Source organism: Shewanella khirikhana, from assembly GCF_003957745.1.
Taxonomy (GTDB): Bacteria; Pseudomonadota; Gammaproteobacteria; order Enterobacterales; family Shewanellaceae; genus Shewanella; species Shewanella khirikhana.
The window spans coordinates 2,269,177-2,281,250 of the sequence record NZ_CP020373.1 but is presented as its reverse complement, the minus strand read 5'-3'; the positions used below and the strand labels follow the sequence as shown (position 1 = coordinate 2,281,250).

The following is a 12,074-nucleotide window of genomic DNA, read 5'->3' as shown; positions in this document are numbered from 1 at the left end:
TCTATGGCTTTTCTACAACTCTTGTTTTCTCTTAATCGATTTCAAAAACGCATTGTTAGTGTGGTCCTAGACTCTGTGTTTTTGGTCTTCTCATTTTGGTCTGCATTGGTGATGAGGCTTGACACATTCGACGTGTTTTCGAATAGTCAGTATTGGTTGTTGGTTACATTCGTGTGCCCATTAAGTATTTTTGCATTTGTTAAGCTTGGTTTGTATCGGGCGGTATTGCGGTATCTAAGCGCTCAAGCGATGACAGCTATTTCTCTAGGTATTTTTATAAGCACGATAGCTATGTTAGCCTTTGCTTATGTGCTACAAGTGGATCTCCCTCGTACGGTACCTTTTATTTATGCCGTATTCTCACTGGTACTCGTTGGTGGAGCAAGGGGGATTATGCGCTCAATGGTCGGTATTGGTTTAAATCGTCGCGGTGAACCTGTGATTATTTATGGAGCAGGAGTGAGCGGGAGACAAACAGCTTTAGCATTAGCCCAGAGTCATGAATATCACCCGTTTGCTTTTGTTGACGATGACGAAACATTTCATGGTACTGTTATTCAGGGACTTCATGTTCATTCACCGTCAATCATTCGTAAACTAATCAAGCAAAAGCAAGCCACTAGGGTTCTTCTAGCGATGCCCAGTGCGAGTAGGGCTCGTCGTCAACAGATACTTCAAACTCTTGTTCCGCTTTCCGTAAAGGTAATGACTCTCCCTTCAATGGCGGATTTGGTGAGTGGTAATAAACTTTTTAGTGATGTGAAAGAAGTTGAAATTGAGGACTTGCTAGGGCGTGATGCAGTTGCTCCAAGAACCGACTTAATGGCAGCAAATATTACAGCGAAAGCTGTGATGGTTACTGGAGCGGGGGGCTCCATAGGCTCGGAACTTTGTCGGCAGATCATACGCCTTGCACCGAGTAAATTGGTTTTGTTTGAGCTTTCTGAGTTCGGGCTTTATTCCATAGATAGAGAGTTGCATGCTATAAAAGCAGATCTCGGCCTAACGGTGGATATATTTCCTATGATGGGCTCCGTACAGCGTCAAAATCGTGTTCAAGCCGTTATGGAGGCATTTAACGTACAGACTGTTTACCATGCGGCAGCCTATAAGCATGTACCTTTGGTAGAGCACAATGTTGTAGAAGGCGTGCGTAACAATGTGTTTGGTACCCTCTACACAGCTCAAGCAGCAATCGCAACAGGTGTTGAAACGTTTGTTCTTATTTCTACCGATAAAGCGGTCCGACCCACCAACGTAATGGGAACCACTAAACGGATGGCAGAGCTTGTGCTTCAGGCGCTGTCAAAACAAAATACATCGACGCGCTTTTGTATGGTTCGGTTTGGTAACGTGCTCGGCTCCAGTGGTTCTGTAGTTCCATTATTCCGTAAACAAATTGCCAATGGTGGCCCGGTCACAGTAACCCATCCAGAGATCACGCGTTTCTTTATGACAATTCCAGAGGCGTCCCAGCTTGTCATCCAGGCAGGTGCAATGGGGCGTGGTGGAGATGTGTTTGTGCTCGATATGGGGCAGTCGGTTAAGATTGTAGACCTCGCTCGGAAAATGATACGTCTATCTGGTTTTGAGGTAAAAGACGAGCATAATCCTGACGGCGATATCGAAATCCAGTTCAGCGGTCTTCGGCCAGGTGAGAAACTTTATGAGGAGCTGCTGATTGGTGACAATGTTGAAGGTACGGAACATGAGCGGATCATGACTGCAAACGAAGTGTGCCTCATGTGGGATGAGCTTAAAGTCTTGCTTGATAAACTTGATATGGCCTGTCATGCATTTGACCATGAGACTATCAGAGAGCTGCTTCTCAAAGCACCAACAGGCTTCAATCCCACCGATGGTATTTGCGATCTCGTTTGGATGAATAAACAGAAAGATTTAAACGATGCTAAAGTTTTGTCTATAAAGGTCGGCGTTTAAGTCAGTTTAAATTCGCGCAAGTTTTTCAGGCCGAGTTAGCCCGGCCATTTATTTTCCGGGGATTAAGATGTCAAGGATGTATTTTGGTACCGATGGTGTACGTGGAAGGGTAGGTGAGTTTCCGATACCCCCCCGATTTCGCACTTAAACTTTGCTGGGCCGCAGGCACTGTGATGGCAGCATCCGGTACTAAAGAGGTCATTATCGGCAAAGATACTCGCCTGCGTGGTTATATGCTGGAATTTGCTATGGAAGCAGGTTTCTGTGCAGCCGATGTCAATGTGGCCCTAACTGGCCCCATACCCACCCCTGCGATTGCCTATCTTACCTCTGCCTTCAGGGCCAATGCTGGAGTGGTGACTAGCGCTTCACATAACCCCCATTATGACAACGGTATTAAATTTTTCTCCAACACTGGTACCAAGCCAACCGACGAGCAAGAGCTTGAAATCGAGCGACAGCTGGTTTCTGCCATTGAAGATGGTGCAATGGCTTGCGTAGCGTCTGACAAGCTTGGCAAGGTTCGCCGAATCAACGATGCAGCTGGTCGATACATTGAATTCTGTAAAGGCACTTTTCCCAATCACCTCTCTTTGACTGGTCTGAAAATTGTAGCCGATAGTTCCCATGGCGCCGCATATCACATTGCCAAGAATGTGTATCGTGAGCTGGGTGCTGAGGTTATCAGCATCAATGATAAGCCCGATGGCGTTAACATTAACGAACATTGCGGTGCTACCTATATGGACAGTCTGCAAACGGCTGTGATGATCCACGATGCAGCTTTGGGGATAGCACTTGATGTTGATGCCGACCGCTTGATGATGGTTGACAATAAAGGCCAGGTTGTAGACGGTGATGCCTTATTGTATTTGCTTGCTAAATCCGCCCAGATGCGTGGTGAGCAGGTCTCTGGAGTGGTAGGCACCCTGATGTCCAACCTTGGTTTTGAGCAAGCTCTGGGCAATCTTGGTATCCCGTTCAAGCGTGCTAAAGCGGGAGACAGGTACGTAGTTGAACTGCTTAAGGAGACGGGTTGGCGCTTTGGCGGTGAAAACTCCGGGCATCTGTTGACGCTTGACTTCACCACCACAGGGGACGCAATAGTGGCTTCGCTTCAAGCGCTGAGGGCATTGCTCGAATTCGATTTAGGCCTTGCTGACGCCATTACCGAGCTTGAGATGTTCCCCCAGGTACTTGTTAACGTGCACTTGGACGGCGATGCAGCCGTTGCCTTACCGCATCCGTCGGTATCCCATGCGCTAGCAACTGCCGAAACAGCTCTTGGCACTGAAGGGCGCGTACTGCTACGTAAATCAGGCACCGAACCTCAACCTCTTATCCGGGTAATGGTTGAAGCCAAAGAGGCTCGACAGGCCAATCAGTATGCAGAGCTGATTGCAAATGCAGTACGAGCCGTTTTTCCTGGCTGATTTATAGAGTTATTTGCCACACTTAAAGCCAGCAAGGTAGACTTGCTGGCTTTTTTGTATTCTGGGTAAAGTTCATCGTGTGGTGTTATGGTGGCTCAAAGAGCGCTGCGAGCGGCTACAGGGTGCAGTGGAATAGATCATGGAATTTAGAAGCGAAGCATTCTGCATTTTCTAGCATTCGCTTGGCGACGTTCTAAAGGATTAAATCAGCCAAACATTTTGAGGATGTAGATGAAGATTCTTGTCACAGGTGGCTGTGGTTTTATTGGCTCTGCAGTTGTCCGGCAGTTAATTCGCGACACAGAGCACTGTGTAGTGAATGTGGATAAGCTCACCTATGCTGCGGATCTGTTGTCGGTTGCCGAAGTTAGTCAGAGCGGTCGGTATGTGCTTGAGCGAGCGGATATCTGTGATAAGTCAGCGCTTGAGGCGATTTTTGCCTGCTACCAGCCAGATGCGGTGATGCACCTGGCGGCAGAAACCCATGTTGACCGCTCGATATCAGGTGCTGATGCCTTTATTCAAACCAACATAGTGGGCACTTACATTTTGCTGGAAGTGGCTCGACAATATTGGCAGCAGCTTGAAGATGAGCGTAAAAACACGTTTCGTTTCCATCATGTTTCCACCGATGAGGTATTTGGCGACTTGGCGGATGTGAGTGATCATGCCCGCAGAGCCAGCAATTCCCGCAGTTCCAGTTCTGACAGGTGCGATGGCTTTACCGAGTCCAGCGCTTATGCACCTTCTTCGCCGTATTCGGCATCAAAGGCGTCCAGCGATCATTTGGTGAGAGCTTGGTACAGAACCTATGGGCTGCCAGTCGTCATCAGTAATTGCTCAAACAATTATGGGCCTTTCCAGTATCCCGAAAAACTCATACCCCTGGTTATCAATAATGCGTTGGCAGGCAGAGGATTGCCTGTGTATGGACGGGGCGATCAGCGCCGTGATTGGCTTTATGTGGAGGACCATGCCCACGCGCTTTACGCAGTGTTGACGCGTGGACGTCTTGGTGAGACCTACAACATTGGTGGTGGCGCTGAGAAGCAGAACCTTCAAGTGGTTGAAGCTATTTGTACTCTATTGGAAGAGTTTGCGCCGGTTAAGCCGCGAGACATTCAGCGTTATGCATCGCTAATCACTCATGTTGAGGATAGGCCCGGTCATGACGTGCGTTATGCCATTGATGCCAGTAAAATTACTTCAGAATTAGGATGGTTGCCGCAGGAGACCTTCGAGTCTGGTCTGCGTAAAACAGTGGCCTGGTATGTCCAACACTTCCAAGCGCAGGCAGCTAATCGATAAGCATCTGTCACGGCGCAGCACACAAGGCACTAGTATGAAAGGTATTATTCTGGCAGGCGGCAGCGGGAGCCGGTTATATCCCATTACCCGCGGTGTATCAAAACAGCTACTGCCGGTGTACGACAAGCCCATGGTTTATTATCCGCTGTCGGTGCTCATGCTCGCCGGCATTCGTGACGTTCTGCTAATCTCAACCGCAGCCGATATCACAGGTTTTCAAGCCTTGTTGGGAGATGGCAGCAATTTTGGGGTTCACATCAGCTATGCTATTCAGCCGAAACCTAAGGGCATCGCACAAGCGTTTTTGATTGGAGAAGAGTTTATTGGTAACGACCAGGTAGCACTAATCCTTGGCGATAATATTTTTTATGGCCAGAGCTTTTCAAAGCAGCTCATGCAAGCTGCCAGCAATCGCATTGGCGCAACCATTTTCGCGTATCATCTTACGAACCCTGAACGATTTGGGGTAGTGGAGTTCGATGATGCAGGGCGTGCCGTCAGCATTGAAGAGAAGCCTGCTAAACCTAAGTCGAACTACGCGGTTACCGGATTATATTTTTACGACAATCAAGTTGTAGAGTTTGCTAAAAACCTAAAGCCTTCCGCAAGGGGCGAGCTTGAAATCACTGATATCAACAATGCGTATCTGGCGGCGAATCAATTACAGGTCAGTGTGCTTGGCCGCGGGTTTGCCTGGCTTGACACCGGTACCCACGATGCCTTAATGGAAGCAGGGCACTTTGTCCAAACCATCGAAAAGCGCCAGGGGCTAAAGATTGCATGCCTCGAAGAGATTGCCTATCGCCAAGGCTGGATTTCTAAAGCGCTGTTACTGGAACATGCAGATGCACTTAAGAACAGTGGTTATGGTGATTACCTCCAACGACTGGTCGATATGGGTGATTATCTGAGTCCGGGCGACTTTATATCTGCCGACCTCACATCTGATGGTCTCAACATAGATCCCAATGAGCAGGGCTTGAACGGCCGAGACTCTGCTGGGTTGGACCAGGACAAACATAATTCATGAACGTTGTGATTCTTGGCGGCAGCGGTCAGGTTGGGCGGGCATTGCAGGCATCTAAGCCGTTAGCTTGGAAAGTACTGACGCCCTCAAGGGATGAAGTGGACTTTCTCGAACCGGACTCCATAGCCGATTATCTGTCGTTTCACCGGCCGCAACTCGTCATCAACTGTGCTGCCTACACTGCGGTCGATAAAGCCGAGTCTGAGCCTGCACTGTGCGGTCAAATCAATGCTGATGCCTGTGGTTATCTTGCCAAGGCGACAACAGCAACTGACGCTGCGCTTATCCATATTTCTACCGATTATGTGTTTGATGGCCAAATGCGCCGCCCGTATCGCGAGGATGACACGCCCGCACCTTTGTCCGTTTATGGACAAACCAAATGGCTCGGTGAGCAATTGATTGCCAAGCACTCATCCAGATACTTGATCATCAGAACATCCTGGGTTTTTAGTGGCGAAGGTAAAAGCTTTGTAAACAGCATGCTGAGGATGGCGGCGTCCAAGCCAGAGCCTGAGGCTAAGGCTAAGGCTAAGGCTGAGGCAACCCTTCGCATAGTGGCCGATCAAATTGGCGCACCTACTCCGGCCATTGAACTTGCTAAGGTAATATGGCAGCTCGCACAGCATACCAGCGCTGACAATTGCTCTTGGGGGACCTACCACTTTTCCGGCCAGCCCTTTGTTAGTTGGTACGAGTTTGCCGAGGTCATTTTTGCTGAAGCATACAGGCTCGGCGTGGTTGGACGTTGTCCGCAATTGATCCCCATAAGCACTGAAGATTTCCGAGCTTTGGCGCGAAGACCCTCAAATTCGAGGCTTGATAGCTGCAAAATCGAGATGGCTTTCGGAATTAAAGCTGCTGATTGGCGTAGTGAGCTGACTAAACTATTGGAAACAAAGGCAGGGGCTGAAGATTGATTTATTATCTCAGCTCTTCACTTCTGTTTTCTTCTTTTCAACCACATCGACTAATCGGAGTCGTGCATGCAGGTAATAGCTACTGCACTCAATGAGGTAAAGCTTATTGTCCCAAAGGTGTTTCGGGATGATCGCGGGTATTTTTTTGAATCCTGGCAACAGCAGAAATTTGCCGAGTTAGTGGCACCCATTCATTTTGTGCAGGACAACCACTCACTTTCAGTTAAAGGCACACTGCGAGGGCTGCATTGGCAGGAGCAGCATCCGCAGGATAAGTTGATATCTGTTTTGCAGGGTGACATCTTTGATGTCGCGGTGGATATCCGCAAAGACTCGCCGACCTATGGCAAGTGGGTTGGAGAGATACTGTCCAGCGATAACCATAAGCAGATGTTCATCCCTAAAGGTTTTGCCCACGGTTTTTATGTGCTTTCAGAAACTGCCATGGTGAGTTACAAATGCAGCGATTTTTATCATCCAGCATCCGAGCGTTGTATCCGCTGGGATGACCCCGTACTTGCCATACACTGGCCGCTCTCATCGTCGCCACTTATTTCCGAGAAAGATAACTTGGGTATGGCTTTTGTGGATTTGTAAGCTGTCCTCTCATTAATTCCCGCCTGAATTTCATTTTTATCCTGTTTGTCATATGCTTGCTGCAAATGGTATGGCATGCTTTTGCCGTGTGCGTACGTTAAATGTTCGGAGCAAGGATGAAGGTAACCGTATTTGGTGTTGGCTATGTTGGGCTGGTGCAGGGTGCTGTGCTGGCTGAAGTGGGCCACGACGTGCTGTGCGTTGATATAGATGAAGCCAAAATCGCCGGGCTGCAGCAGGGGCAAATTCCCATCTATGAGCCGGGGCTTGAGACTCTGGTGAAAGAGCAGGTGGCGCAGCATCGCCTGACCTTTACCACAGATACTCAGGCCGGGGTTAATCACGGCGAGGTGATTTTTATCGCCGTGGGTACGCCCCCCGATGAAGACGGCAGCGCCGATTTGGTTCACGTGCTTGGGGTGGCCAAGGACATAGGCCTGCATATGTTTGACCCCAAAATTGTGGTTAACAAGAGCACAGTGCCGGTCGGAACAGCCGATAAGGTGCGGGATGCCATTGCTGCTGAACTTGCTTCGCGGGATCTGAATATTTGCATCGAAGTGGTCTCGAACCCTGAGTTCTTGAAAGAGGGGGCGGCGCTGGAGGATTGTCGCCGCCCTGACCGTATTATTGTCGGTACCCACAGCGATGAAGTGGAAGAGGTGATGCGTGAGCTCTACGCGCCTTTTAACCGCAGTCGCGACCGTATGCTGTTTATGGATGTGCGCAGCGCCGAGCTCACCAAGTACGCCGCCAACTGCATGTTGGCGACCAAAATCTCCTTTATGAACGAGATGGCTAATATTGCCGAGCATCTTGGTGCCGATATCGAAATGGTGCGTAAGGGCATAGGCTCAGATCCGCGCATCGGCTATCAGTTTATCTATCCTGGCTGCGGTTACGGCGGCTCCTGTTTCCCGAAAGATGTGAAAGCGCTGGTGAAAACCTCCGAAAAAATCGGTGTTGATGCACGGGTGCTGAAATCGGTTGAAGCGGTAAATCATCAGCAAAAACAGCGTTTACCTGAACTGGTGAAGCAGCACTTTGGTGACGATCTCACCGGGCTGGTGTTTGCGCTTTGGGGCCTGTCTTTCAAGCCTCAAACCGATGACATGCGTGAGGCGCCAAGCCGGGTGGTCATTGAGGCGATTATCGCGGCCGGTGGCACAGTGCAGGCATTCGACCCTGAAGCCATGGCAGAAGCCCAGCGCATTTACGGTGTACGTGACGAGCTTAAACTGCTTGGAACCAAAGAGGCCGCCCTCAGCGGCGCCGATGGTCTTATTGTTTGTACTGAATGGCTGAGTTTCAGAGCCCCAGATTTCAGCGAAATTAAACGTCTTTTGAAGCAGCCGGTGATTTTCGATGGCCGTAACCTATACGATCCGGCCCGGCTTGAGGCCAAGGGCATTGCCTATTACGGCATTGGCCGAGGCCGCTCGGTGAAGCATGCAGATGTGCGCAAGGTACTCTAATGATTGATGACAGTGTAAGGGGAATAAAGTGAGCCACTCCAGCACAGTATTGGTAACGGGCGCAGCGGGCTTTATTGGCGCCGCGGCGTGTAAAAGGCTGCTTGCCGAGGGGCACCGGGTTTATGGCATCGATAATCTTAACGATTACTACGATGTTTCGTTAAAGCAGGCGCGCCTCGCCGGGCTTGAAGCTTATGCTGATTTTCAGTTTCAGCGGATGGAACTGGCTGACCGCAGCGCGATAGCAACGCTTTTCGATACCTTAAAGCCTGCCTGGGTGCTGCATCTTGGCGCCCAGGCGGGGGTGCGTTACTCCATCGATAATCCCCACGCGTATGCAGATGCCAATTTGGTGGGGCACCTCAATATTTTGGAGGGTTGTCGCCAAAGCGGGGTAAAGCATCTGGTGTATGCTTCATCGAGCTCTGTGTATGGGCTGAATAAAAAGCTGCCGTTCGCAACGACTGACTCGGTAGACCACCCCATTTCCCTCTATGCGGCCACCAAAAAAGCCAATGAACTGATGTCCCACAGCTACGCCCATTTATATGGTGTGCCCTGCACAGGCTTGAGGTTTTTTACCGTCTATGGCCCTTGGGGCAGGCCGGATATGGCGCCCATGCTGTTTGCCAGGGCGATTATGGCGGGTGAGCCCATCAAGGTGTTTAATCAGGGCGATATGAGCCGCGACTTTACCTTTATCGACGACATCATTGAAGGCGTGGTGGGCGTGCTGCCGCTGCCGCCCGCAGTATCACCTGCTTGGTCGGTGGAAAGCGGCAAAAGCTCGGAAAGTTCAGCGCCATACCGGGTACTGAATATAGGCCATGGCAGCCCTGTGTCATTGATGCACTTTATTGAAACCCTCGAAAATGCCCTTGGCCGGAAGGCCATCAAGCAGTTTTTACCGATGCAGGATGGCGATGTGAAAGCCACCTGGGCCGATACCGAGGACTTATTTGCTATTACGGGCGTGCGCCCGAAGGTCGCAATTGAAGAGGGTGTAAAAGCTTTTGCCGACTGGTATCTTGGCTTCTACCATCCCTGACCATAAGTGTTAAAAAACGCGCCTTCGGGCGCGTTTTTGCTTCTTGGCCACAGCGTTACAGCTGTTTGCCGAGGCGATAGTGGTCAGCAAGGGCGCCCGTGATGCGCTTACCGTCACGGTCCAGCATAAACAGCTGATTTTCTCCTACCTGATACCAGGCGCCGCTTTCAAGTTGGATAGCGCCGCCGCTGGCGTTCCAGCTGAAACTGCCACGCTCTTCAAATACCTTGGGCTCGGCTCCGGCTTCTTGCTCACCCAGATACTGAGTCTCGAGCAGATAAGTACCATCACTATTGAGCACCAGGCGGGTGTTGATGCCTTCACAGCTGGCGCAGGGAACCACGCCTTCATAGCTGCCATTCCAATCCAGCGAGGTGCGGCTGCTGTCACCAACGGGCAGGGCTTCTGCGCTGTTTGGTGTCTCGCTCGATACCGCAGGTTGAGTGTTTTGCTGCTGTTGAGGTGCAGACTGCGTTTGCGCTGAAGGCTGCTCTTGCGCTGAGGGCTCCTCTTGAGCTGAAGGCTCTTTTGTCGCTGAAGGCTCTGAGCAAGCGCCAAGCGCCAGTGGCAGGAGGGCAATCCACAGTGTCTGTTTAAACGCTTTCATCTTAACACCTTGATAACAGTGTTTATTTCAAGGGTTCAGCTTAAGCTATCGCTGGGGTGGCTGCAACCGACCTCAGGTTGATTTTCCGCTGTAGTCAGCCCAAGTTCAGTTTCGATAATCGCAAAGGGGTCAGCCAGTGGCTCTTGCCAATAGAGCTGCCTGTGGCGGTGGCGCAGCTCGGCCGAGCCGGCTTTGGTGAGGCAGTCCTGTTGCTGCAGCAGCGCAATCAGCTCATCTGGGGTGCGCACCACGGGGCCGGGGGGCTCCAGCGCATCGGCGAAATGATAGGCGTTGCGGCAACACTGCATGTATTCGGCTTCATCGAACCGATAAAACGCCAGCGGCACGTCAAACAGCAGTGCATCGATGTAAAGCGATGAATAATCGCTGATAAGCAAGGATAGCTCTGGCAGTAAATCGTACACATCTTCCCGGCTGCTGATATCCACTATTTGCGGGTGCGACGGCAGTTTGATGCCTTTTTTTACATCGTTGGGGTGTAACCGCAGCAGCAGTGTGGCATTCAATCGCTCAAGCATAGGGGCAAGCGTTGCTGCTGGCAGCAGCGTGTCCAGCCCTTGTTTTGTGCCGCCATCGCGCCAGGAGGGCGCGTAGAGAATCAGCCTTGGGCGCCAGCTGGCAGGCCGTGCTGGTTTGGCCGCTGGATAGCGTTGATAAAAGGCACTTCTTGGGTAAGCTGCGAGCTTTATGTCACTTTCTGCCAGCCTGAATGCCGAGGCAAAGCATGCTCTTACCGGCTCGCTTGGCGCCAACATCAGATCTGGCCTTAAGTATTCCTGATGGTACTTGAGCCGTTTCAACAGCCCATATGGGGGCTGAAAACGCTCGGCCATGGGGCCTGTGGTTATATCAAACTCAATCGCTTTCATCGGCGAGCCGTGCCACAGATTCATCCTGCGAGCACCTTTCCCAAGCCATTGATTAATATCGCCAACATAGGCGCTGTACACGTAAGTGCCTGCGGTCAGCGCATGCCAGATCCCTTTAAGTGACCAGCGCTCAGCGGCATTAAGGCCCTGTTCGTTTAACCTTGCTGCCAGTTCGCTGTCACCGGTTACCCAGATAACCTTGAGCTGCGGTAGTGTCGACAGGTGCAAATACAGGTACTTACTGTTATCGGTAAAACGATTTTGGTATGCGCCCACACACACTTTACCCGCTTGCCTTGGGAACAAGCCACTTAAGCCGTAAAGCAGCTTGCAAAGCAGTCTGGCGCCATAAAAAGTCAGTGTTTTTAGCCCGAAACCCGCCATATCCAGCCTCCCGTATCCTTTTGCGTATCGATTTCAACTCACAGATGAGGCGCCCCCAAGCTGGCGCGGATCTCTGTGGTGGATACATATTCGGTGCGGGGCAGGTACAGCACTCTGCACAGGGCCGAGAGATGGTCGAACTTGCCCTGCCAGTCATCGCCCATGGCAAATACATCCACGCCATAGCCACTGATATCCCGGACTTTTTGATCCCAGTGGGTTTCGGGAATCACCAGCGAGACAAAACGGCAGGCGGCAACAATTTCTGCCCGCTGCTGATAGCTGAAAAACGCCGCCTTACCCTTGATGGCATTGAACTCGTCGGTGGAGACACCAACAATCAGCCGGTCTCCCAGCGCTGCCAGACGGGCAAACAGGCGTACATGGCCGTAATGGAACAAATCGTAGGTGCCGTAGGTAATGATGGTAGTCATGATGAGGCTC

Annotated in this window: 10 protein-coding genes and 1 pseudogene; 8 read left to right on the top strand and 3 right to left on the bottom strand. The window is 50.9% G+C overall.

Annotation, left to right across the window (positions count from 1 at the left end):
• Positions 1-3 precede the first annotated feature (3 nt).
• The 8 genes and pseudogenes from STH12_RS09980 to STH12_RS09945 all read left to right on the top strand — a co-directional run bounded on the left by STH12_RS09980 (position 4) and on the right by STH12_RS09945 (position 9,749).
• The gene (locus tag STH12_RS09980; protein ID WP_126167403.1) at positions 4-1,941 is read left to right on the top strand and encodes a polysaccharide biosynthesis protein; all 1,938 of its coding nucleotides are present in this window, start codon (positions 4-6) and stop codon (positions 1,939-1,941) included.
• Between the two features lie 67 nt (positions 1,942-2,008).
• A pseudogene (gene glmM, locus STH12_RS09975) lies at positions 2,009-3,374 on the top strand (phosphoglucosamine mutase).
• Between the two features lie 231 nt (positions 3,375-3,605).
• On the top strand, positions 3,606-4,682 hold the full coding sequence (gene rfbB / locus STH12_RS09970; RefSeq protein WP_126167402.1) for a dTDP-glucose 4,6-dehydratase: 1,077 nt from the start codon (positions 3,606-3,608) through the stop codon (positions 4,680-4,682).
• Between the two features lie 34 nt (positions 4,683-4,716).
• Complete coding sequence (rfbA, locus tag STH12_RS09965; RefSeq protein ID WP_126167401.1) at positions 4,717-5,712, top strand: glucose-1-phosphate thymidylyltransferase RfbA; 996 nt, start codon at positions 4,717-4,719, stop codon at positions 5,710-5,712.
• Positions 5,709-6,629 (top strand): dTDP-4-dehydrorhamnose reductase, encoded by a 921-nt coding sequence (rfbD, locus tag STH12_RS09960; protein ID WP_126167400.1) that lies wholly within the window; start codon positions 5,709-5,711, stop codon positions 6,627-6,629. The genes rfbA and rfbD overlap by 4 nt, the downstream gene beginning before the upstream one ends.
• Before the next feature lie 66 nt (positions 6,630-6,695).
• Entirely contained in the window at positions 6,696-7,226 is a 531-nt protein-coding gene (gene rfbC / locus STH12_RS09955; RefSeq protein WP_126167399.1) for a dTDP-4-dehydrorhamnose 3,5-epimerase, read from the top strand.
• 116 nt (positions 7,227-7,342) lie between these two features.
• Positions 7,343-8,701, top strand: coding sequence for a UDP-glucose dehydrogenase family protein (locus STH12_RS09950; RefSeq protein ID WP_126167398.1), 1,359 nt, complete (start codon positions 7,343-7,345; stop codon positions 8,699-8,701).
• A gap of 28 nt (positions 8,702-8,729) precedes the next feature.
• The gene (locus tag STH12_RS09945) at positions 8,730-9,749 is read left to right on the top strand and encodes an NAD-dependent epimerase (RefSeq protein ID WP_126167397.1); all 1,020 of its coding nucleotides are present in this window, start codon (positions 8,730-8,732) and stop codon (positions 9,747-9,749) included.
• A gap of 55 nt (positions 9,750-9,804) precedes the next feature.
• On the opposite strand, the gene STH12_RS09940 is transcribed toward STH12_RS09945, so the two are convergent.
• The 3 genes from STH12_RS09940 to STH12_RS09930 are packed head-to-tail and all read right to left on the bottom strand — an operon-like array spanning position 9,805 to position 12,064.
• The gene (locus STH12_RS09940) at positions 9,805-10,356 is read right to left on the bottom strand and encodes a copper resistance protein NlpE (RefSeq protein WP_126167396.1); all 552 of its coding nucleotides are present in this window, start codon (positions 10,354-10,356) and stop codon (positions 9,805-9,807) included.
• A 35-nt stretch (positions 10,357-10,391) separates the two neighbouring features.
• A complete protein-coding gene (locus STH12_RS09935; protein ID WP_126167395.1) occupies positions 10,392-11,630 on the bottom strand; it encodes a CDP-glycerol glycerophosphotransferase family protein in 1,239 nt (412 codons plus the stop codon).
• Between the two features lie 38 nt (positions 11,631-11,668).
• On the bottom strand, positions 11,669-12,064 hold the full coding sequence (locus STH12_RS09930) for an adenylyltransferase/cytidyltransferase family protein (RefSeq protein ID WP_126167394.1): 396 nt from the start codon (positions 12,062-12,064) through the stop codon (positions 11,669-11,671).
• Between the last annotated feature and the right edge of the window lie 10 nt (positions 12,065-12,074).

What these genes read in the sequence shown, in the direction of transcription:
- STH12_RS09950 (WP_126167398.1), top strand. Translation starts at nt 7,343, where the DNA reads ATGAAGGTAACCGTATTTGGTGTTGGCTATGTTGGGCTGGTGCAGGGT.
- STH12_RS09980 (WP_126167403.1), top strand. Translation starts at nt 4, where the DNA reads ATGGCTTTTCTACAACTCTTGTTTTCTCTTAATCGATTTCAAAAACGC.
- STH12_RS09930 (WP_126167394.1), bottom strand. Translation starts at nt 12,064, where the DNA reads ATGACTACCATCATTACCTACGGCACCTACGATTTGTTCCATTACGGC.
- rfbC (WP_126167399.1), top strand. Translation starts at nt 6,696, where the DNA reads ATGCAGGTAATAGCTACTGCACTCAATGAGGTAAAGCTTATTGTCCCA.
- rfbD (WP_126167400.1), top strand. Translation starts at nt 5,709, where the DNA reads ATGAACGTTGTGATTCTTGGCGGCAGCGGTCAGGTTGGGCGGGCATTG.
- STH12_RS09940 (WP_126167396.1), bottom strand. Translation starts at nt 10,356, where the DNA reads ATGAAAGCGTTTAAACAGACACTGTGGATTGCCCTCCTGCCACTGGCG.
- STH12_RS09935 (WP_126167395.1), bottom strand. Translation starts at nt 11,630, where the DNA reads ATGGCGGGTTTCGGGCTAAAAACACTGACTTTTTATGGCGCCAGACTG.
- rfbA (WP_126167401.1), top strand. Translation starts at nt 4,717, where the DNA reads ATGAAAGGTATTATTCTGGCAGGCGGCAGCGGGAGCCGGTTATATCCC.
- rfbB (WP_126167402.1), top strand. Translation starts at nt 3,606, where the DNA reads ATGAAGATTCTTGTCACAGGTGGCTGTGGTTTTATTGGCTCTGCAGTT.